The sequence below is a fragment of the Pseudomonas poae genome, assembly GCA_028869255.1.
In the GTDB taxonomy this organism is placed as follows: Bacteria; Pseudomonadota; Gammaproteobacteria; order Pseudomonadales; family Pseudomonadaceae; genus Aquipseudomonas; species Aquipseudomonas poae_C.
Genome location: CP110972.1, coordinates 217,392 through 239,323, shown reverse-complemented (window position 1 = coordinate 239,323; position 21,932 = coordinate 217,392). Strand labels below are relative to the sequence as shown.

The window sequence follows — 21,932 nt, the reverse complement described above, 5'->3', positions numbered from 1 at the left end:
GAGCTAAGCGATTGAACCACAAGCGCTTTTCTTCAATTCACAGGTTGACACACTCGCGTTCCTCTGTAGAATGCCGACACACAGACGCGGGATGGAGCAGTCTGGTAGCTCGTCGGGCTCATAACCCGAAGGTCGTCGGTTCAAATCCGGCTCCCGCAACCAAACATCAAAAAAGGCTACTCGAAAGAGTGGCCTTTTTTGTGTGCGCCTGTTTTACCTGTGTACGAAAATTGTAAGACAGAAAAATCTTTGCCCGTCGCGCACTTACCGCGCATGGTTGGCATTCAGCCGCTATTTCACACTTATTTGACCCATCGGCCCTTTAACGGTTGACACCCTGCCGTTGGGCTGTAGAATGCCGCCCACAGACGCGGGATGGAGCAGTCTGGTAGCTCGTCGGGCTCATAACCCGAAGGTCGTCGGTTCAAATCCGGCTCCCGCAACCAAACATCAAAAAAGGCTACTCGAAAGAGTGGCCTTTTTTGTATCCGGTGAAAAAGTTCTTCTGAAACAATGGCATGGCATCTTTCATGAAACCCTGCGCGGTTTGTTGAGTCCATCTCTTTGCAAGCTATGCTCAATGTTCAAGCACTACCCTCTACGACCAATGGCCGCTGTCGCCGCACCCGGTGATACGCGTTAATATTTGTAATTATTTTGTCCATAGGGATTGGTAACTTGGCTGGATACCTCCATCCTGTCGCGCACAATCCACGAGGTGATTGATGCGCGCCAACTCGTCTGAACCACAAGACACTGTTACAGCAGAACAACCGATCGCTCCCACCCGCTTGCGCTGGCTCGATCTGTTGAGCAAATACCGGCAGCCCATCGGGTTGGGCGTCACTCTATTGCTGTTCGCAATCGCCTTGATCGCCTGCCGACACTTGCTGCTGGAACTCGACCTCTACGCGCTCCACGACTCGATCCTGGAAGTGCCCAAACCGGCATTGCTCGGCGCATTTGGTGCCGCTGTTGCGGGTTTCATCATTCTGTTGGGTTATGAGTTTTCCGGCGCACGCTATGCCGGGGTAAACCTGCCGGCCAAAACCCTGGCGCTCGGTGGCTTTACCGCCTTCGCCATCGGCAACGCCATAGGCTTGTCGATGCTCTCCGGTGGTTCGGTGCGTTATCGTTTATATGCACGCCATGGCATCGGGGCTTCGGAAGTTGCCCACATGACCGTGTTCGCCAGCCTGGCGCTGGGCTGCGCCCTGCCGCCGCTGGCTGCGCTGGCCACCCTGAGCAACCTGCCGGCGGCGTCGACCTACCTGCATTTATCGCAAGGTTTGCTCGGTGGGGTTGCCGGCGCCGTGTTGCTGTTGTCGACCGTGTTGTGCATCGGCATCTATCGCCGCCGCCTGCCGGAACAACCCTACCCGGATAACCTGCTGGTAAAAGCCGGGCGCCGTACCTTGCGCCTGCCGGGTCGTCGCCTGACCTTCCTGCAACTGGTCATCACCGCACTGGACGTCGCCGCTGCCGCCACCGTCCTTTATATGTTGCTACCGGAAGCCCCGCCCTTCGGCCCCTTCCTGCTGGTGTACCTGCTGGCCCTGGCCGCCGGCGTGCTCAGCCATGTACCGGGGGGGTTGGTGTATTCGAAGCCATCCTGCTCGCCGCCTTTGCCGACAAGCTCGGCGCCGCGCCACTGGCCGCCGCCCTGCTGCTGTACCGCATGATCTACGTGGTGCTGCCGCTGCTGATCGCCTGTGTGTTCCTGCTGGTCAATGAAGCCCAACGCCTGTTTCAGACCCAGCAAAGCCTGCGGGTGGCCTCGGGCCTGGCTGCACCGGTATTGGCCGTACTGGTTTTTTTGTCCGGCGTGGTCCTGCTGTTTTCCGGCGCCACGCCGGAAATCGACTCACGCCTGGAAAACATCGGCTTCCTGATTCCCCACCGCCTGATTGATGCGTCGCACTTTGGCGCGAGCCTGATCGGCGTGTTGTGCCTGTTGCTGGCCCAGGGCCTGCGTCGACGTTTGTCGGCGGCCTGGATGCTGACCATGGTGCTATTGCTCACCGGCGCGCTGCTCTCATTGCTTAAAGGTTTCGACTGGGAAGAAGCCAGCCTGATGACCATGACGGCCATCCTGCTGGCGATCTTTCGGCGCTCGTTCTACCGCGCCAGCCGTCTGACCGAGCTGCCATTCTCGCCGCTGTACCTGGTGGCCAGCGTCTGCGTGCTGGGGGCCTCGATCTGGCTGTTGCTGTTTGCCTATCAGGATGTGCCCTACAGCCACCAACTGTGGTGGCAGTTCACCCTCGACGCCAACGCCCCGCGTGGCCTGCGCTCATTGCTGGGCGCCGCCGTGCTGCTGGTGATCGTCTCGCTGACCTGGCTGCTGCGCACCGCCCGCCCGGTGATCCACCTGCCGACCCCTGACGAGCTGGAGCGCGCCACCAAGATCCTGATGGCCTCGTCGCAACCCGACGGCGGCCTGGCGCTCACCGGTGACAAAGCGTTGCTGTTCCACCCCAATGACGAAGCCTTCCTGATGTATGCGCGTCGTGGGCGCAGCCTGGTGGCCTTGTATGATCCGATCGGCCCGACCCAACCACGCGCTGAAATGATCTGGCAGTTCCGCGACCTGTGCGACATCCACCATGCACGCCCGGTGTTCTACCAGGTACGCGCCGAAAACCTGCCGTACTACATGGACATCGGCCTGACCGCGATCAAGCTGGGCGAAGAAGCCCGCGTCGACCTGAAACGCTTTGACCTGGAAGCCAAGGGCAAAGAGATGAAGGACCTGCGCTACACCTGGAACCGTGGCACGCGGGATGGCCTGTCCCTGGAGATCTTTGAGCCAGGTACGGCGCCGATGGACGAGCTCAAGGTCATCTCCGATGCCTGGCTCACCGGCAAGAACGTGCGGGAAAAGGGCTTTTCCCTGGGCCGTTTCAGCGACGATTACCTCAAGCACTTTCGCATCGCGATCATTCGCTTCGAAGGGCAACCGGTAGCGTTCGCCAACCTGCTCGAGACCTACAACCATGACCTGGCCAGTCTCGACCTGATGCGCGCCCACCCTGACGCGCCGAAGCTGACCATGGAGTTCATGATGGTCGGCTTGATCCAACATTATAAGAGTCACGGCTACGCCCGCTTCAGCCTCGGCATGGTGCCGTTGTCGGGCCTGCAACCGCGACGTGGCGCCCCGCTGACCCAACGCCTGGGCTCGATGGTGTTCCGCCGCGGCGAGCAACTGTATAACTTCCAAGGTTTGCGCCGCTTCAAAGACAAGTTCCAGCCTGACTGGGAACCCCGTTACATGGCCGTGCCCGCAGGACTTGATCCGCTGGTGGCACTGGCCGATACCGCCGCCCTGATCGCGGGCGGCTTGACTGGATTGGTGAAACGCTGATGATTCGACGCTCCTGGCGGTATGTATTGGCCTTTGTAGTGCTGCTCGCCCTGATCGCAGGCGGTGGCTTTTGGTACTGGAACCGCCCTGCCCCGCAACCGACCCTGGAGCAATTGCCCCAGGCCGACGGTTCGGTGATGACTCGGGTCACCCCCGCAGGCTCCGCCAAAGCGCGGGTGGCCGTGGCCGTAATGGCCGATGAAACCCTGACCGACAGCCAACTGATTGCCCTGAGCCAGGGCGGTAAGGCGCAAATCGTTCAGGTGATCCTGCCCAAAGATGACTGCAAGTTGCAGGAACAAGCCCTGCAGAGCGCCCTGAGCCAGCTGAAAGGCCCGGCAACCCTGGTCAGCGGCATCGGCCCTGGCGCGGCACTCGCCTGGCGCTGGCTGGCCACCCAGAACGACGACAAAGCCAATGCCATCTCCGTGGGCTTTGCCCTGGTGCAGGAAGGCTGCAAGGACCCACTGCCGAAAACCTCGGCACACGGCAACTGGCTGGTCGCGTGGAACGACAACCCTGACGATGAAAGCGCCAGTTTCGTACGTGACACCCCGCGTGCCACCACCAGCATCAGCGACTACGACATTCACTACCCGCAAGTGCTGAACAACGAACTGCGCAAGCAATTGGTGGGTTCGGACAACGGCGGCCTGGCGATTCCAGTGGTGGAAGTCCCGGCCGGCCAAGCCAAGGACACCGTGACCCTGTTTCTCTCCGGGGACGGTGGCTGGCGTGACCTGGACCGCGACGTGGCCGGCGAAATGGCCAAAATCGGTTACCCGGTGGTCGGCATCGACACGCTGCGCTACTACTGGCAGCACAAGACCCCGGAACAAAGCGCCAAAGACCTCACCGAGCTGATGCAGCACTACCGTCAGAAGTGGGGCACCAAGCGCTTCGTGCTGACCGGTTACTCGTTCGGCGCCGACGTACTGCCGGCGATCTACAACCGCTTGCCGGAAAACGAGCAGCAACGCGTCGACGTGATCATCCTGCTGGCGTTTGCACGCACCGGCAGCTTTGAAATCGAAGTGGAAGGCTGGCTCGGCAACGCCGGTAAAGAAGCCGCAACCGGCCCGGAAATGGCCAAGCTGCCGGCTGACAAAGTGGTGTGCATCTACGGTGCCGAGGAAGTCGACGAGAGCGGTTGCACCGACAAGACCGCCGTGGGTGAAGCGGTGAAGCTACCAGGCGGGCATCACTTTGATGAGAACTACCCGGCGCTGGCACAGCGGTTGGTGGATATCATCGTGAAGCACCAGGGTAAGGATAACGCCGAGTAATTCTGGCTGCCCACAAAACCAAATGTGGGCACTTGTGTGGGAGCTGGCTTGCCTGCGAAAGCATCACCTAGGTGTGTCAATCACACTTCAGAGATGCCATCGCAGGCAAGCCAGCTCCCACATTTGTTTTGTGGTGGAGCCAAGGCCTAGCGCGGTTCGATATGCGCAATCATCAACTGCACGGTTTCCTGCCCCCGAAACTCGTTAACGTCCAGCTTGTAGGCCAATTCCACCCAACGCACCGTCGGGTTCGGCCAGACCTCACGGTCCACGCCAAACGCAATGCCATCAAGCTTCACCGACCCGCATTCGCTCTTGAGCACCACTTTCAGGTGCCGCTCGCCCACAATGCGCTGTTCCACCAACTGAAACACCCCGTGGAACAACGGCTCGGGAAAGTGCTGCCCCCAGGGCCCTGCATGCCGTAACGCACGCGCCAGTTCCAGGTGAAACTCTTCCACCGCCAGGGTGCCGTCGGACAGCAGGCGCCCGGTCAGGTCTTCTTCACGCAGTTGGCGACGCACTTCGGTATCAAAGGCTTCGGCAAACAGTGGGAAATTTGCCTCGGGCAAGGTCAGACCCGCCGCCATGGCGTGGCCGCCGTATTTGGCGATCAGGTTGGGATGCTGGCTCGCGACCACCGCCAACGCATCCCGGATGTGAAAGCCCTGCACAGAGCGCCCTGAGCCCTTGAGCAGGCCATCACCGGCGTCGGCGAAGGCGATGGTCGGGCGGAAATAGCGCTCTTTCATACGCGACGCCAGAATCCCGATCACGCCCTGGTGCCATTCCGGGTCGAAAAGGCACAACCCATAGGGCATCGACTCCACCGGCAAGTCCTTGAGCTGGGCCAGGGCCTCGCGCTGCATGCCTTGTTCGATGGATTTGCGGTCCTGGTTCATGCCGTCCAGTTGCGCGGCCATTTCGCGGGCTGCGGCAAAGTCGGTGGTGAGCAGGCATTCGATACCCAGGCTCATGTCATCCAGGCGACCGGCGGCGTTCAGGCGGGGCCCGAGGATAAAGCCGAGGTCGGTGGAGGTAATGCGCGCCGCATCGCGCTTGGCCACTTCGAGGATCGCCTTGATCCCCGGCCGTGCACGCCCGGCGCGAATACGTTCGAGGCCCTGATGCACGAGGATGCGGTTGTTGGCGTCCAGGGGCACCACGTCGGCGACGCTGCCCAGGGCCACCAGGTCAAGCAGCTCACCGATGTTCGGCTGGGGTTTGTTGTCGTACCAACCCAGGCTGCGCAAACGCGCGCGCAGGGCCATCAGTACGTAAAAAATCACGCCAACCCCAGCCAACGCCTTGCTCGGGAATTCGCAGCCGGGCTGGTTCGGGTTGACGATGGCATCCGCCGCCGGCAATTCATCCCCCGGCAAGTGGTGGTCGGTCACCAACACTTGCAGCCCCGCCGCTTTCGCCGCCGCCACGCCTTCGACGCTGGAAATGCCGTTATCCACCGTGATCAGCAACTGCGGCTCGCGCTGCAACGCCACCGCGACGATTTCCGGGGTCAAGCCGTAGCCGTATTCGAAACGGTTGGGCACCAGGTAGTCGACATGCGCCGCCCCAAGCAAACGCAGCCCCAGGGTGCCCACGGTGCTGGCAGTGGCGCCATCGGCATCAAAGTCGCCGACGATCAGGATGCGCTGGCGCCGCTCCAGCGCGGTCACCAGCAGGTCTACGGCCGCGTCGATGCCCTTGAGTTGCTGATAGGGAATCAGCCGGGCCAGGCTTTTATCCAGCTCGGCCTCGGACTGCACCCCGCGTGCGGCGTAGAGACGGGTCAACAGCGGTGGCAGTTCACCGAGAAATGGCAGGACGGCAGGCAACGGGCGGGGATCGATACGCATGGGGTGACGGGTGCTTCTCTTCTGATACAACGGTTAAACAACAATTCTGAAATCAGCTGTGGGAGCTGGCTTGCCTGCGATTCAGGCGACTCGGTAAATCAGTGAGACCGCGCAGGTGCTTTCGCGAGCAAGCCCGCTCCCACACAAACAAGCTCCCAGGCTTATCAACCGCGCTCGCCGACCAGCCATTGCAGTTGTACTTCATGCTGGCCGCGATCATCGGTGACGAAGATCGTGCCTTCGCTGATCATCACGTCCCACTTGATAACGCGGGGCATGTCCTTGGCAAGGGTCTCTAGGACTTCCTGTGGCACGGCGGCGATGTGTACGTTTTTCAGGTTATTGGCCACCGGCACCACTTTGCCTTCCCACACGCGCAGGCTGCCATATGCCAGCAGGCTGGTGCGTTCAGTGCGGCGCGAGCACCAGGTCAGGCGGTCGGCGTCGGGCTGGCCGACTTCGATCCAGTGCAGAACCCGATCATCCAGGCTTTTTCCCACAGGGCTGGTTCGTCTACATCTGACAGACCACGGCCGAACGCCAATTGCTCGTTGTACCAGAGGGCGTAGGCCAGCAGGCGCACGGTCATGCGCTCTTCGGTTTCCGAAGGGTGGCGGGCAATGGTCTGTTTGACGCTCTCGTACACCGAACGGTCAAGGTCGGTGAGGTTGAGTTCGAATTTGTAGGTCGTGGACGGCTGGGCCATGAACGGACTTCTAGAGACAGGGAAAGGCGGCCAGTCTAACCGATGGCGAGGTCATTCAACGAATCCTGCGCTGCACGGCCCACTCGCCTATGTTAAAAGGCATCACACCACCGCCCCGCGCAGACAAGGAACCCCATGTCGTTTAATGCCAAACCGCTTGCCGGCCTGAAAGTCATCGAACTCGGCACCCTGATCGCCGGCCCGTTTGCCTCACGTATCTGCGCCGAATTCGGGGCCGAGGTGATCAAGGTGGAATCGCCGGACGGCGGCGACCCGCTGCGCAAGTGGCGCAAACTGTACGAGGGCACGTCGCTGTGGTGGTTTGTGCAGGCGCGCAACAAGAAGTCGCTGACGCTGAACCTCAAGCACCCGGACGGCCTGGCGATCCTCAAGCAATTACTGGCGGATGCCGACATCCTGATCGAGAATTTCCGCCCCGGCGTGCTGGAAAAGCTTGGCCTGAGTTGGGACACCCTGCATGCGCTCAACCCCAAGCTGGTGATGGTGCGCCTCTCGGGCTTCGGTCAGACCGGGCCGATGAAGGATCAGCCGGGGTTTGGCGCGGTCGGCGAGTCCATGGGCGGGCTGCGTTACATCACCGGTTTCGAGGACCGCCCGCCGGTGCGCACCGGGATTTCCATCGGTGACTCCATCGCTGCCTTGTGGGCGGTGATCGGCGCCCTGATGGCGTTGCGTCATCGCGAGGTCAACGGCGGCTTGGGCCAGGTGGTGGACGTGGCGCTGTATGAAGCCATCTTCGCCATGATGGAAAGCATGATCCCCGAGTTCGACGTGTTTGGGTTTATTCGCGAACGCACCGGCAACATCATGCCCGGCATTACACCCTCCTCGATCCACACCAGCGCGGACGGCAAGCATGTGCAGATCGGCGCCAACGGCGATGCGATCTTCAAGCGTTTCATGGCGGCCATCGGCCGCGATGACCTGGCCAACGACCCGGTACTGGCCAGTAACGACGGACGCGACAGCCGCCGCGACGAGCTGTATGGGGTGATTGATCGTTGGGTCAATTCGCTGCCATTGGAGCAGGTAGTCGAGCAGCTGAATAAGGCCGAGGTGCCCGCCAGCCGTATCTACAGCGCCGAAGACATGCTCGGCGACCCGCAATTCCTGGCGCGGGAAATGTTCCTCAAGGCCCAACTGCCGGGCGGCAAGGACTTCAAGATGCCAGGCATCGTGCCCAAACTGTCGGACACGCCGGGCAGCTGCGAATGGGTGGGGCCGCAGCTCGGTGAACACAACAGCGCAGTGCTGGGCGACTTGGGGTATGACGCAGCCGCCATCGTCCGCTTGCGTGAGGAAGGCGCAATCTGATGCCGCCTCGGTGCACACGCTGGCTTATCCAGCTGGGCCTTGCCGCCGTGATGATCGGCGGCGGACCTGTGTCAGCGCACGCCGAGGACACATTGATCTGGCTGCTGCGCGACTTGCCGCCGCTGACCATTTTCGAAGGGCCGCGCAAAGGCCAGGGCGCGCTGGACCAATTGCTGCCAATACTGACCCAGCGCTTGCCGGAGTATCGGCACCAGGTGCTGCACGTCAACCGCGCACGCGGCATGCAGATGCTGCGCGAGCCGTCGTTCACCTGCGATCCCTCGCTGTTGTGGACGCCGGAGCGGGCCAGGTTCATCGTGTTTTCGCGCCAGGCGTTTGTGGTCGCCAGTAATGGCGTCACGATCCGCCGCAGCCAGCAGGACGCCATGGCACCTTATATCGCAGACGGCCAATTCGACCTGCAGGGCTTTCTCAACGCCCATAAAACGCGGGTAGGCGTTACCGCGGAGCGCAGCTACGGCCCGGTCATTGATGAGCTGCTAAAACACGCTGACGCACACACGCTGGCGCTGCATTACGGCAATGATGCCCTTGGCAGCCTGTTGCAGATGCAGCGACTGGGACGGCTGCAGGCGGTTTTGGGGTACTGGCCGGAAATTCGCTACCACGCGCTGCAACAAGGGATCTCCGCCGATGAGCTGATTTTCTATCCCATCCAGGGCACTGCGCCCTATCAACGTACGCACATTGCCTGTTCAGATACCGCCCAGGGGCGCCAGGCCATCGAACGGATCGACCAGGTGCTGCACGACATCCCTCAGGACCAGGTGCAGCAGTCCTATGCCTCGTGGCTGGACCCGGTCATGCGGGAGCAATACCTGCGGGATAACCCGAGTTTTTTCCAGGACTCGCCGACGCCCTGACAAATTGCGGGCAAAAAGAAACCCCGAAGAGTGGGGAGACACTTCGGGGTTAAACGTGGCCTACAAAGACCAGTACAACAAGACACAAACACCGGAGCACAATGTTTGCTCTTGCTGTTACAAAATCTGACCGGCCATCACATAGGAAGTTTCCGTAGATAAACAATTCTTCATGCGAGAGCTGCGCTGCGGGTCTGGGCTGCGTTGCGCAATGCTGCGATGACCGAAGGCTCCAGGCGGCCTTCAGCGATTTTGAGGTCGCGCAGCAGGCAGTCCACGACGTCTACCAGCACACGTTTGTCCATCAATTGCGCACGGTCGACGTCACGCTCGACCACGATGGCGCCAGCAGGGTTCTTCACGGTCACCAGGCAGTCGCCCTGCACACCAGAGGTGGTCAGCGTAACCTGATAAGGGCTCAGTGCTTCTTCGAGCAATAGGCTGATACTTTCCATCTCGATCACCACTCAATAGTTCGGGAACAAGCGTTTCAACGGGAGCTGCATCTATCCTAAGTGACTGGTCGTTACGTAGGAAAGTTCGCTTTATCGTCTTTATGGGGCCGTCGGGGGATGACGTATCCAGCATGCGCTTGCAACATGACAAGTAAAAAACGGCGGCACATAACTGCTTACGCAATGGGTGGCTGTTTTGCGGTTCTCCGTGCGCTGATGCGCAGAGTGAATCCTATACTCGGTGAGCGCTGGTCACTCTGCGATGCCGGTAAAAGCGCATGTCAAAAGGCCCTTATTTGCGAAGGATGATTACGATGGCGGAACAAAATGAACAGCACACGTCGACAGACAGAATGCATGCCGAGGTATCACGTATTTTTGCTGAAATAGCACGTATGAACGCAGAGCAAAACAAACTCAACAAAGAATCCCTGAAGATAACCTGTGAGATTTTCTGGTACCCGGTGGCTATCGCGACTGGATTCTATGCCGCTGTGGGGACGGTAATCGTAGTCGCACATAAACTATTCTCGTAACGCTCGAGCGGGCCTGCCTGATACGAAAAACGCCGCTGACCCAAGGAAGGGAAAGCGGCGTTTTTGTGTACGCGGGGTGCCTTACAACGGCTTACCGCGATTCCCATGCTGACTGACGAACGCCTGCACCGCCTTCAGGTCATTGGCCAACACCGTGCAACGCTCTTCGCGCTCAAACAGGTCAGCCAAGTGCTCCGGCAGTTCCAGCGCCTTGCCAACGCCGGCCTTCTCCACCGCTTCCGGGAATTTGACCGGGTGCGCGGTGCCGAGGATCACCATCGGGATATCCAGGCTGCGACGGCATTCGCGTGCGGCCTTTACACCAATGGCGGTGTGCGGGTCCAGCAGCTCGCCAGTCTGGGCGTAGACCTCAGCGATGGTTTCGCAGGTCTGCTCATCGTCCACAGCCAGCGAGTCGAACAGCTTGCGGGTTTCGGTCCAGCGCTCTTGTTCAACGCTAAAACCGCCACCTTGCTTGAAGCTGTTCATCAGCTCGGCCAGCGCAGCGCCGTTACGGCCGTGCATGTCGAACAGCAAACGCTCGAAGTTCGACGAGACCATGATGTCCATGGACGGCGACAAGGTTGCGTGCAGGGTTTCCTTGACGTACTGATTGCCGCTCATGAAGCGGTGCAGGATGTCGTTGCGGTTGGTGGCGACGATCAACTGGTTGATCGGCAGGCCCATGTTGCGCGCCAGGTAACCGGCGAAGATGTCGCCGAAGTTGCCGGTCGGCACCGAGAACGACACCGAACGCGCCGGGCCGCCCAACTGCAGGGACGCGTGGAAGTAGTAAACGATCTGGGCCATGATCCGCGCCCAGTTGATCGAGTTCACCGCCACCAGGCGCGTGCCTTTGAGGAAGCTCTGGTCGGCGAAGCTGTTCTTGACCATTTCCTGGCAGTCATCGAAGTTGCCTTCGATGGCGATGTTGTGGATGTTCTCACCAAAGATGGTGGTCATCTGGCGACGCTGCACCTCCGATACGCGCTTGTGCGGGTGCAGGATGAAGATGTCGACGTTTTCGCAGTGCTTGCAGCCTTCGATGGCGGCCGAGCCGGTATCACCCGAGGTGGCACCGATGATCACCACGCGCTCGCCGCGCTTCTCCAGCACGTAATCGAGCAGGCGACCCAGCAGTTGCAGGGCGAAGTCCTTGAACGCCAGGGTCGGACCGTGGAACAGCTCCAGCACCCATTCGTTGCCGTTCAACTGACGCAATGGGGCGATGGCGCTGTGGGAAAACACGCCGTAGGTCTCTTCCAGGATCTTCTTGAAGTCCGCATCCGGGATGCTGCCGGTGACGAACGGGCGCATCACCCGGAACGCCAACTCGTGGTACGGCAAGCCGGCCCACGAAGCAATTTCTTCCTGGGTAAAGCGTGGCAGGTTTTCCGGCACGTACAGGCCGCCGTCAGTGGCAAGACCTGCCAGCAGAACGTCTTCGAAATTCAGGGCCGGTGCCTGGCCGCGGGTGCTGATGTAACGCATAGGGGCAAACCTTCGGTTTGGGCTTCAAGCTTTAAGCTACAAGCTGCAAGTTAGAGCAGATTCGCTTTACTTGCAGCTTGCAGCTTGGCGCTTGCAGCTGAATTAATTTAGATGTTCGACGCGAATCCGGACGACCGGCCCAACCACACCCTGAAGAGCCTCGAGAGCCCGAATGGCATCATTGATGTGCTGTTCGAGCACGCGGTGGGTCAGCAGGATCATCGGCACCTGGCCGTTTTGCTCCTCGACTTCCTTCTGCATGATCGACTCGATGTTGATCCCGCGCTCCGACAGGATGCTCGCCACCTGGGCCAACACGCCCGGATGATCCTGGGCCTGGATGCGCAAGTAGTAGGCGCTTTCGCAGGCTTCGATCGGCAGAATCGGGTGGGCCGACAGCGAATCCGGCTGGAAGGCCAGGTGCGGTACACGGTTTTCCGGGTCGCTGGTCATGGCGCGAACCACGTCCACCAGGTCGGCGATCACCGACGAAGCAGTCGGCTCCATGCCGGCGCCGGCGCCGTAGAACAGGGTGGAACCGGCAGCATCGCCGTTGACCATCACCGCGTTCATCACGCCATTGACGTTGGCGATCAGGCGGTCGGCCGGGATCAGCGTCGGGTGTACACGCAACTCGATACCCGCCGGGGTGCTGCGCGCCACACCGAGGTGCTTGATGCGATAGCCCAAGGCTTCGGCGTAGTTCACGTCGGCGGTGGTCAGCTTGGTGATGCCTTCGGTGTAGGCCTTGTCGAACTGCAGCGGGATACCAAAGGCGATGGACGCCAGGATCGTCAGCTTGTGCGCCGCGTCGATGCCTTCCACGTCAAACGTCGGGTCGGCTTCGGCGTAGCCCAGGGCCTGGGCTTCGGCCAGCACGTCCTCGAAGGTACGGCCCTTCTCGCGCATTTCGGTGAGGATGAAGTTACCGGTGCCGTTGATGATGCCGGCCACCCAGTTGATGCGGTTGGCAGACAAGCCTTCGCGGATCGCCTTGATGACCGGGATACCACCGGCCACAGCGGCTTCGAACGCCACGATCACGCCCTTCTCGCGGGCCTTGGCGAAGATTTCGTTGCCGTGCACGGCGATCAGCGCCTTGTTGGCGGTGACCACGTGCTTGCCGTTCTCGATGGCCTTGAGCACCAGTTCGCGGGCCACGGTGTAGCCGCCTACGAGTTCGATGACGATATCGATTTCAGGGTTGGTGGCTACGGCGAAGACATCGTTGGTAATCGCAATACCGGTCGTTTCGAACTGAGGCTTTGGCGAACGCGTGGCAATTTGTGCCACTTCAATCCCACGCCCTGCACGGCGGGAAATTTCTTCAGCATTACGCTGAAGTACGTTGAAGGTGCCGCCACCGACGGTCCCTAACCCACAGATGCCTACTTTGACCGGTTTCACTGAAGAACTCCCCATGAAACGGCCGACGCTAGGTCGGCCGTGGAAAACAGCCGCACGACTGCGGCTTTCAATTTAATGGCCCGTCGATCTGTCGGCGAGCCATGATCGTCAAAGGATCGACGATGCTGGTTTATTTGGCACTCAGCGCCAGTTTGGCAACTTGTGGCGCCGGCTGGTAGCCCGGAATCACTTGGCCGTCAGCCAAAACGATAGCCGGTGTACCGTTCACGCCGATGGACTGGCCCAGGGCGAACTGCTTGGAAACCGGGTTGGCGCACTTGGCGGCCTTGATTTCCTTGCCATCGACCATCTTGTCCATGGCGGCCTTTTTGTCGGCCGAGCACCATACGGCTTGCAACTGCTCGTCACCCGGCGAACCCAGGCCCTGACGCGGGAACGCTACGTAGCGCACTTCCACACCCAGCTTGTTCAGCGCAGGCACTTCGGCGTGCAGCTTGTGGCAGTACGGGCAGGTAGTGTCGGTGAACACGGTGATGTGGGTCTTGGTCTCGCCAATAGCCGGGTACACCACGGTTTCAGCCACCGGAATACCGTTGATCAGCTTGGACACGCCCAGGCGCTCGGCTTTTTCGGTGAGGTTGACCGGCTTGCCGTCCTTGAGCTGGAACAGGTAGCCCTGGACGATGTACTGGCCATCGGCACTGGCATACAGCACACGGCTGCCCTTGAGCTTGACTTCATACAGGCCGGCCATCGGGCTGGCACTGATGCTTTCGATCGGGGTGTCGAGCTGCAGGTTGGCCAGGCTCTTGCGAATGGTCTGCTCGGCGGCATCATCGGCGACGACAAAAGTGGAAACCAACGCAATCGCTGCGGCGGCAATAATCTGGGTCAAGCGCATGGGAACTCCTGAAGGCAGATGCAGGGACGGGCGCGGGTACGCCGATCTGGAATCATGGCTGTGGGCCGTCCCCTTTGCTAACCGGCAAAGCCTACCACAGTTGGGCCGCAGGGCAGCCCGTGGCGGGATAAATTGGCGGTTTTCAGCCTCGAGGGTGGTGCTTGGCGTGCATATCCTGCAGGCGTGCCCGCGCCACATGGGTGTAGATCTGGGTTGTGGATAAGTCGCTGTGCCCGAGCAGCATTTGTACCACGCGCAAATCCGCGCCGTGATTGAGCAAATGCGTGGCAAATGCATGGCGCAAAGTGTGGGGGGACAACGCCTTGCTGATCCCGGCCACCTTGGCCTGGTGCTTGATGCGGTGCCAGAAGGTCTGGCGGGTCATCTGCTCGCCACGCAGGCTGGGGAACAGCACATCGCTGGGGCGCCCGCCAAGCAGTTCGCTGCGGGCATCACGCATGTAGCGCTCGACCCACACAATCGCCTCTTCGCCCATCGGCACCAACCGCTCCTTGCTGCCCTTGCCCATCACACGCAGCACGCCCTGGCGCAGGTTCACTTGCTCGAGGGTCAAGCTGATCAGTTCAGTCACCCGCAACCCGCAGGCATAGAGCACCTCCAGCATGGCGCGGTCGCGCTGGCCGATGGCCTCGCTCAAGTCGGGCGCGGCGAGCAAAGCGTCCACGTCGGCTTCCGACAAGGATTTGGGCAATGGCCTGCCGAGTTGCGGCATGTCGATTTGCAAGGTGGGGTCGACGGCGATCAACTTTTCCCGCAGCAAATAACGATAAAAGCCACGCACACCCGAGAGGAATCGCGCGGTGGAACGCGGCTTGTAGTTCTGCTCCAGGCGCCAGGCCAAATGATCGAGGATCAGCTCGCGACCGGCATTGATCAACTCAAGGTTTTTCTCCTGCAACCAGCCATTGAACAGCGCCAGATCGCTGCGATAAGCCTGGCGAGTGTTGTCTGACAGGCCTTTTTCCAGCCAGAGGGCGTCGAGGAAGCGGTCGATCAGGATGTGGTCAATGGCGGGCATAGAGGCTCAGGCTGATTTCTTGGGTGTCTGGTAGATCCTATCGCAGGCAAGCCAGCTCCCACAGGGATATCACATAGCCCCTGTGGGAGCTGGCTTGCCTACGATAGCCGCGACTCGGTACCGATCAGTCTACAAATCCGGGCAATACCGGCACCGGGCGCTTGTCGGCATCAATCGCGACAAAGCTGAACACCCCCTGGATTGCCTTCTCACGGCCATCAGCACTCATGCTTTCCACAAACACTTCCACCTCGACCTTGAGGCTGGTGTTACCCACTTTGATCACGCGGCCAATCAGCTCAACGATCGAACCGGCCGGGATCGCGTGGTTGAAATCGATGCGGTCGGTAGACACCGTCACCAGCGGCAAGCGGCAGAAACGCGTGGCAGTGATGAATGACACTTCATCCATCCAGGCCAAAGCGGTGCCGCCGAACAGGGTGTTGTGGTGGTTGGTGGTCGGAGGGAACACAGCCTTGGTCACGTGGGTGACGGACAGGTCGGTGCGGCGTTGGATTTCTTCGAGGCGGGTGGTCATGGACAAATACCGGGGAGTGAGCAAATTTCAGGCACAAAAAAGCAGCCCGTAGGCTGCTTTTTTCTGCATCGGGAAGCTGGACTTAAGCCAGCTTTTCCTTGATGCGAGCTGCTTTACCGGACAGGTCACGCAGGTAGTACAGCTTGGCTTTACGTACGTCACCGCGACGCTTAACGGCCATGCTGTCGATTTGCGGGCTGTAGGTCTGGAAAGTACGCTCTACGCCAACACCGTTGGAGATTTTACGAACAGTGAAAGCACTGTTCACACCACGGTTACGCTTGGCGATTACCACGCCTTCGAACGCTTGCAGACGCGAACGGTCGCCTTCCTTCACTTTCACCTGAACGACAATGGTGTCGCCCGGGGCAAAGGTAGGGATCTCTTTGGTCATCTGCTCTGCTTCGAGTGCAAGGATGATTTTGTTAGTCATGCTGTGCTCCTAAGGTAAGTCGTCGGACCTACCATCGATACGTTGTTAACTATCGTCCCGCGCGAGGATGTATTCCTCGAGCAGCTTCTTCTCTTCTCCAGAAAGCGAGCGGCTTTCCAGAAGATCGGCGCGTCGTTCATAGGTCCGACCAAGGGACTGCTGTAAACGCCAACGCCGGATGTGTGCGTGATTGCCACTTAGCAATACGTCGGGAACACGCTGATCCGCATACACCTCCGGTCGGGTGTAGTGCGGGCAATCCAGCAAACCATCCGTGAAGGAATCTTCCTCCGCGGAGTCCGCATGCCCTAAAGCTCCAGGCAGCAGTCGTGTAACCGCATCTATCAGGACCATCGCCGGCAGCTCGCCGCCAGACAGGACATAGTCCCCAATCGACCACTCTTCATCGACATGAGCCTCAATAAAACGCTCGTCAATGCCTTCATAGCGACCGGCAATCAGGATTAAGGCCTCCTCATTCGCCAGTTCGCGGACCCCAGCCTGTTTCAGCTGACGGCCTTGAGGGGACAGGTAAATTACCTTCGCCTTCTCCCCGGCAGCTGCCTTGGCCTGAACCAACGCGTCTTCCAGGGGCTTGATCTTCATCACCATGCCCGGGCCACCGCCAAATGGGCGATCGTCCACAGTGTGATGTCGATCCGTCGTGTAGTCTCGCGGGTTCCAACAGGTGAGCTGCAACAGCCCCTGTTTCACCGCCCGACTGGTGATGCCGTACTCGCTGATGGCGGAGAACATCTCGGGAAACAAACTGATCACTTCAATGCGCAAATTAGCCACGCTTAGAAGTCCGCGTCCCATTCCACCTTCATCTCGCCCGCTGCCAGGTCGACGGCCAACACGCATTGCTCGGTATACGGCAACAGGCGTTCGCGATCATCCAGGCTGCCAGCGCAAGGCTTGACCACCATTACATCATTGGCGCCGGTTTCCAGAAGATGATCAATTTTCCCGAGCAATTGCCCGAGTTGATCAATAACCTTCAGACCTTCCAGCTGGTACCAGTAGTACTCGCCGTCGGTCAATTCAGGGAACAGGTTGCGCGGCACGCAGATCTCATAACCGGCCAGAAGACGCGCTTCTTCACGATCATCAAGACCCTTGAGCTTTGCGACCAGGAACTTATCGCTCCCGCGTCCACTGACCAGCTCGACCTGTTTCACACTACCTTCGCGCTTGAGCGTCCAGGCCTTGTACTGCAACAGGTTTTCAGTCGGATCAGTAAAGGAATACACCTTCACTTCGCCGCGAACGCCATGAACAGAGTAAATCTTGCCGATAACGATCAAATCATCAGCAACAGCTGGCGTCGCGTTCATATTGCTCAGGCTGCGGCCTTAGCCGAGTCCTTCAACAGTTTTGCAACGCGCTCGGATGGCTGTGCACCCACGCTCAGCCAGTAGGCTACGCGCTCTTGGTTCACGGACAGACGAACTTCTTGACCACGAGCAACAGGGTTGAAGAAACCAACCTGTTCCTTGTGCGAACCGTCGCGCGGGTTGCGGCTGTCGGTTACGGTCAAGTGGTAAAACGGGCGCTTTTTGGAGCCGCCAAGGGCAAGACGGATTGTTAGCATGTGAACATCGTTCCTGTAGTCGGTGCTGCAAATCTAAATGCACAGCGGGCATAGGTGCCCGAAAGGCCGCATATTCTAAGGAATATCCGGACTTTTGCAAATGTCTTTTTCTGGCGCCTATCAGCGTGCCATTCAGATCTGCTATAGAGCCGTCGGTTAAAACGGCGAGTCAGCGCCCGCCAACGGCGGGTTTGCTGGAGATCCCACATCCCTGTGGGTCGGAGCAAAGGCAAGCCCTTGCTCGAATTCTTTACATCTTGGGCATGCCACCGCCGGGCAACATACCGCCCATGCCGCGCATCATTTTGGCCATTCCGCCTTTTGCGGAGAATTTCTTCATCATCTTCTGCATCTGCTTGTGCTGCTTGATCAAGCGACCGATGTCCTGCACCTGGGTACCGGAGCCCATGGCGATCCGACGTTTGCGCGAACCACTGATCAGCTCAGGGTCGCGGCGCTCGGCCGGGGTCATGGAGTTGATGATGGCTTCCATCTGCTTGAACTGCTTCTCTGCCGCGCCCTGGGCATTGCCCATTTGCGCCAGGTTCACACCGCCGATGTTCGGCAGCTTGTCCATCAGGCCGCCGAGGCCGCCCATGTTCTTCATTTGTTGCAGCTGGTCACGGAAGTCTTCGAGGTCGAAGCCCTTGCCCTTCTTCAGCTTCTTGGCCAGTTTATCGGCCTTGTCCTTGTCGAGGGTCGCTTCCGCTTGTTCGATCAGGCTGAGCACGTCGCCCATGCCCAGAATGCGCGAGGCGATCCGCTCTGGGTGGAACGGCTCGAGCGCTTCGCTCTTCTCGCCCATACCGATGAACTTGATCGGTTTGCCGGTGATGGCGCGTACCGACAGCGCGGCACCACCACGGGCGTCGCCGTCGACCTTGGTCAGGATCACGCCGGTCAGCGGCAGTGCATCACCGAACGCCTTGGCGGTGTTGGCAGCATCCTGGCCGGTCATGGCGTCGACCACGAACAGCGTCTCGACCGGGTTGATCGCGGCGTGCAGCGCCTTGATCTCGCCCATCATCTCTTCGTCGATGTGCAAGCGACCGGCGGTATCGACGATAACCACGTCGATGAATTTGAGCTTGGCTTCTTTAATAGCCGCGTTGGCGATGTCGACCGGCTTCTGGCTCAGGTCGGACGGGAAGAAGGTCACGCCCACTTCGCCTGCAAGCATTTCCAGCTGCTTGATGGCCGCCGGACGGTACACGTCGGCCGACACCACCATCACGGATTTTTTCTTGCGCTCTTTAAGGAAGCGCGCCAGCTTGCCGGCGGTGGTGGTTTTACCCGCACCTTGCAGACCGGCCATCAGCACGACGGCCGGTGGCACGGCGCTGAGGTTCAGGTCTTCGTTGGCCGCGCCCATCAGGCTTTCGAGTTCGGCCTGCACGATTTTCACAAAGGCCTGGCCCGGGGTCAGGCTGCGGGACACTTCCGTGCCGACCGCGCGCTCTTTGACCGAGTTGACGAAGTCCTTGACCACAGGCAAGGCCACATCGGCTTCCAGCAACGCCATGCGCACTTCACGCAGGGTGTCTTTAATATTGTCCTCGGTCAGCTTGGCCTTGCCGGTTACGTGGCGCAGCGTCTGCGAGAGACGGTCAGTCAAGTTTTCAAACATGCGCGATCCTTTCAGGCCCCATTCATCGAAATGCATTGGTAGACCGAGGTAATGACGGCCCAGGCTGTGGTAAATCGCTATTAAAAACAGCGCTCGGCGAGCCTGCGGCGTGGGCAGGTCGCGGATTATAGCGAAGACTGCGCCCATGCACACCCGCTGTCTGGCCCGGGAGTCTTTCGTGGAACGCAGGGGTATGCCAAACTCAGCGCCTTTCGGGCTTGTCTATCAGGATTTATGGTCCCCTTGTCACCCAGTTTGCTACCCAGCCTCGCCGCCGCCATCTTGTATGCCGCTGCGACCCTCTATCAGGGCACTCGTCTGGCCCAAGGCGCCAAGGCGGACAAACGCCTGCTGGTCGGCCTGGGCGTCCTTGCCCTGCTGGCCCATGCCGCGAGCCTGTTTACCCATCTGATGACGCCGGTTGGCCTGGGCCTGGATTTTTTCAGCGCCGCCAGCCTGATTGCGGCCGCCGTGATCGCGCTGACGCTGATGGCCTGCTACCGCATTCCCGTCGAGAACCTGCTGGTACTGCTGTTCCCGCTGGGTGTGCTGACGGTGCTGCTGGCGCAATTCGCGCCCACCGGCACCGTGCAGGTCATTGATGAAGAGCCAGGCATCCTCGCGCATATCCTGCTGTCGATCCTCGCCTACGGCATGTTCACCATCGCGGTGTTCCAGGCCTTGCTCCTGCTGCTGCAGGACCACCAGCTCAAACACAAGCACCCCTCCGGGCTGATCAAGAACTTCCCGCCGCTGCAAACCATGGAAAGCCTGCTGTTCGGTTTCCTGTGGGCCGGCTGGACGCTGCTGTCGCTGTCGCTGATCTCCGGCTGGCTGTTCGTCGAGAACCTGTTCGCCCAGCACCTGGTGCACAAAACCCTGCTGGCGTGCCTGGCGTGGGTGGTGTTCAGCGTGTTGCTGTGGGGCCGTAACCGCCTCGGCTGGCGTGGGCACAAGGCGATTCGCTGGACCCTGGCCGGCTTCTGCCTGCTGATGCTGGCCTACTTTGGCAGCAAGCTGGTTCGCGAATACATCCTGCATATCTGACGGGCGGCGATCATGGACAACTTGCCCCTTGGGCCGATGCTCGCGGTAATCGCCTTGCTGGTGTTATGGGCGGCGCTGTTTACCGCCATCGAAGCTGCACAACAACACCTGCTGGCCCTGCGCCCCGGCACACGCCAGGGCGACAAGGCCGCCACCCGTCTGCACTTCCCGCGTAACAGCCTGATCCTGTGCAACAGCCTGTGTCGCGCAGCGGTGGTGATTCTCTGCACGCTGCTGGCGATCTACGCCTGGGCGCAAAATGGTCCGTGGCTCGGCTGGCTGATCTCCTGTGGCCTGCTGCTGGTGCTGGCCGACTACCTGCCCCGCGCCCTGGCCACCCGCCACCCACAAGCGGTGCTGGGCTTTGGTAACACGCTGCTGGGCGTGCCGCTGAAAATCCTCTACCCCGCGGCCTGGCTGCTCAACGGCATCAGCCTGTTGCTGCTGCGCCCATTTGCGCGCAAATCGGGCATGGTGAAAAAGAGCGACGAGCCGCTGCCGGACCACGATGACGAACCAGAGCCAAAAGCCGACGAAAACCGCACGCCGGGCATGCCGGGCATCCACGCCCTGGACAACATCACCGTCAATGACATCCTGGTACCACGCAGCGAAGTGGACGGCATCAACCTGGACGACCCGGTCGAGGACATCATCGAACAACTGCGCACCTCCGAGCGCACGCGCCTGCCGGTGTTCCACAGCGACATCAACCAGGTCGAGGCGGTGCTTAATACGCGGCAGATCCAGCACCTGCTGCCCGATGCCAGCCTGACCAAAGAGGCGCTGCTCGCCGCCTGCCACGAGCCCTACTTCGTGCCGGAAAGCACCCCGCTGCAACTGCAGCTGCTGAACTTCCACAAACAGCAGCGCCGCCTGGGCATGGTGGTGGACGAATACGGCGAAGTGCTGGGCATCGTCACCCTGGAAGATATCCTCGAAGAAATCGTCGGCGAGTTCGAAAGCGATCAGGCCGTGGATAACCCGCACATTGAGGCGCAAACGGATGGCCGCTATATCATCGACGGCGCGGCGTCGATCCGTGAACTGAACAAGAGCCTGGGCTGGCACCTGCCCAGCGACGGCCCCAAGACCCTCAACGGCCTGGTCACCGAAGCGCTGGAGACGATCCCGGATTGCGCGGTGTGCCTGAAAATCGGGCGCTACCGCCTGGAAATCCTCGAGACCGAGGACAACCGCGTCAGCAAGGTGCTGATCTGGCACACCAGCCGCGTGCCGGTCGCCGCCTGACCTCCTGGCACAACACATTTCCAATGTGGGAGCGGGCTTGCTCGCGAAAGCGGTAGATCAGTTAAAGATGAGCTGACTGACCCACCGCCTTCGCGAGCAAGCCCGCTCCCACATTTGGATTTTCAGCGTGTCAGCCCCCTTGTTGTATGTTCAAACCCCTTCCTATAATCGGTGCGGCTTACCAGAGCCCCGCCCGACCGCGTGCTACCCGCACTCTG

18 protein-coding genes, 2 tRNA genes and 2 pseudogenes are annotated in these 21,932 nt (G+C 60.2%); 9 read left to right on the top strand and 13 right to left on the bottom strand.

The genetic code is table 11. The features are described from left to right. Window positions 1-85: 85 nt before the first annotated feature. The 4 genes and pseudogenes from LRS56_01105 to LRS56_01090 all read left to right on the top strand — a co-directional run bounded on the left by LRS56_01105 (window position 86) and on the right by LRS56_01090 (window position 4,653). Window positions 86-162: transfer RNA gene (locus LRS56_01105), tRNA-Met, on the top strand. A gap of 207 nt (window positions 163-369) precedes the next feature. Beyond that, window positions 370-446: transfer RNA gene (locus LRS56_01100), tRNA-Met, on the top strand. Between the two features lie 279 nt (window positions 447-725). After that, a pseudogene (gene mprF, locus LRS56_01095) lies at window positions 726-3,367 on the top strand (bifunctional lysylphosphatidylglycerol flippase/synthetase MprF). Then, on the top strand, window positions 3,367-4,653 hold the full coding sequence (locus LRS56_01090) for a virulence factor family protein (GenBank protein WDU63216.1): 1,287 nt from the start codon (window positions 3,367-3,369) through the stop codon (window positions 4,651-4,653). Before mprF ends, LRS56_01090 begins: the two are co-directional and overlap by 1 nt. A gap of 146 nt (window positions 4,654-4,799) precedes the next feature. Here LRS56_01090 and recJ read toward each other — a convergent pair whose 3' ends face one another. Beyond that, on the bottom strand, window positions 4,800-6,509 hold the full coding sequence (gene recJ, locus LRS56_01085; protein ID WDU63215.1) for a single-stranded-DNA-specific exonuclease RecJ: 1,710 nt from the start codon (window positions 6,507-6,509) through the stop codon (window positions 4,800-4,802). Between the two features lie 164 nt (window positions 6,510-6,673). Continuing rightward, window positions 6,674-7,215, bottom strand: a pseudogene (locus LRS56_01080) (YaeQ family protein). Between the two features lie 135 nt (window positions 7,216-7,350). Between LRS56_01080 and LRS56_01075 the strand changes: the two are divergent. Both LRS56_01075 and LRS56_01070 read left to right on the top strand, forming a co-directional pair. Next, on the top strand, window positions 7,351-8,550 hold the full coding sequence (locus LRS56_01075; GenBank protein WDU63214.1) for a CaiB/BaiF CoA-transferase family protein: 1,200 nt from the start codon (window positions 7,351-7,353) through the stop codon (window positions 8,548-8,550). Further along, window positions 8,550-9,434 carry a TIGR02285 family protein gene (locus LRS56_01070; protein WDU63213.1) on the top strand — a complete coding sequence of 295 codons (885 nt, stop codon included), beginning with the start codon at window positions 8,550-8,552 and terminating at the stop codon, window positions 9,432-9,434. Before LRS56_01075 ends, LRS56_01070 begins: the two co-directional genes overlap by 1 nt. Before the next feature lie 170 nt (window positions 9,435-9,604). On the opposite strand, the gene LRS56_01065 is transcribed toward LRS56_01070, so the two are convergent. Beyond that, window positions 9,605-9,889 (bottom strand): DUF3509 domain-containing protein, encoded by a 285-nt coding sequence (locus LRS56_01065; protein ID WDU63212.1) that lies wholly within the window; start codon window positions 9,887-9,889, stop codon window positions 9,605-9,607. A 314-nt stretch (window positions 9,890-10,203) separates the two neighbouring features. On the opposite strand from LRS56_01065, the gene LRS56_01060 reads away from it, so the two are divergent. After that, window positions 10,204-10,425, top strand: a complete 222-nt coding sequence (locus LRS56_01060) for a hypothetical protein (GenBank protein WDU63211.1) — start codon at window positions 10,204-10,206, stop codon at window positions 10,423-10,425. Window positions 10,426-10,506: 81 nt separating this feature from the next. Here LRS56_01060 and thrC read toward each other — a convergent pair whose 3' ends face one another. The 10 genes from thrC to ffh form a co-directional block, all read right to left on the bottom strand. Then, window positions 10,507-11,916: a threonine synthase gene (gene thrC, locus LRS56_01055; GenBank protein ID WDU63210.1), complete on the bottom strand. Its 1,410-nt coding sequence runs from the start codon at window positions 11,914-11,916 to the stop codon at window positions 10,507-10,509. A 102-nt stretch (window positions 11,917-12,018) separates the two neighbouring features. Further along, window positions 12,019-13,323: a homoserine dehydrogenase gene (locus LRS56_01050; GenBank protein ID WDU63209.1), complete on the bottom strand. Its 1,305-nt coding sequence runs from the start codon at window positions 13,321-13,323 to the stop codon at window positions 12,019-12,021. 130 nt (window positions 13,324-13,453) lie between these two features. Further along, window positions 13,454-14,185: a thioredoxin fold domain-containing protein gene (locus tag LRS56_01045; GenBank protein WDU63208.1), complete on the bottom strand. Its 732-nt coding sequence runs from the start codon at window positions 14,183-14,185 to the stop codon at window positions 13,454-13,456. 142 nt (window positions 14,186-14,327) lie between these two features. Further along, complete coding sequence (gene xerD, locus LRS56_01040; protein WDU63207.1) at window positions 14,328-15,224, bottom strand: site-specific tyrosine recombinase XerD; 897 nt, start codon at window positions 15,222-15,224, stop codon at window positions 14,328-14,330. Between the two features lie 124 nt (window positions 15,225-15,348). Next, on the bottom strand, window positions 15,349-15,762 hold the full coding sequence (locus tag LRS56_01035) for an acyl-CoA thioesterase (GenBank protein ID WDU63206.1): 414 nt from the start codon (window positions 15,760-15,762) through the stop codon (window positions 15,349-15,351). Window positions 15,763-15,844: 82 nt separating this feature from the next. Next, window positions 15,845-16,195 (bottom strand): 50S ribosomal protein L19, encoded by a 351-nt coding sequence (gene rplS, locus LRS56_01030; protein ID WDU63205.1) that lies wholly within the window; start codon window positions 16,193-16,195, stop codon window positions 15,845-15,847. Between the two features lie 45 nt (window positions 16,196-16,240). Further along, window positions 16,241-17,014 (bottom strand): tRNA (guanosine(37)-N1)-methyltransferase TrmD, encoded by a 774-nt coding sequence (gene trmD, locus LRS56_01025; GenBank protein WDU63204.1) that lies wholly within the window; start codon window positions 17,012-17,014, stop codon window positions 16,241-16,243. Continuing rightward, on the bottom strand, window positions 16,996-17,532 hold the full coding sequence (rimM, locus tag LRS56_01020) for a ribosome maturation factor RimM (GenBank protein WDU63203.1): 537 nt from the start codon (window positions 17,530-17,532) through the stop codon (window positions 16,996-16,998). The genes trmD and rimM overlap by 19 nt, the downstream gene beginning before the upstream one ends. Before the next feature lie 5 nt (window positions 17,533-17,537). After that, a complete protein-coding gene (gene rpsP / locus LRS56_01015; GenBank protein WDU63202.1) occupies window positions 17,538-17,789 on the bottom strand; it encodes a 30S ribosomal protein S16 in 252 nt (83 codons plus the stop codon). Window positions 17,790-18,039: 250 nt separating this feature from the next. After that, complete coding sequence (ffh, locus tag LRS56_01010; GenBank protein WDU63201.1) at window positions 18,040-19,416, bottom strand: signal recognition particle protein; 1,377 nt, start codon at window positions 19,414-19,416, stop codon at window positions 18,040-18,042. Between the two features lie 243 nt (window positions 19,417-19,659). Here ffh and ccsA point away from each other — a divergent pair, with 243 nt between their 5' ends. Both ccsA and LRS56_01000 read left to right on the top strand, forming a co-directional pair. Further along, window positions 19,660-20,463, top strand: coding sequence for a cytochrome c biogenesis protein CcsA (ccsA, locus tag LRS56_01005; GenBank protein WDU63200.1), 804 nt, complete (start codon window positions 19,660-19,662; stop codon window positions 20,461-20,463). A 12-nt stretch (window positions 20,464-20,475) separates the two neighbouring features. Further along, the gene (locus LRS56_01000; protein WDU63199.1) at window positions 20,476-21,714 is read left to right on the top strand and encodes a CNNM domain-containing protein; all 1,239 of its coding nucleotides are present in this window, start codon (window positions 20,476-20,478) and stop codon (window positions 21,712-21,714) included. The last annotated feature ends 218 nt before the right edge of the window (window positions 21,715-21,932 follow it).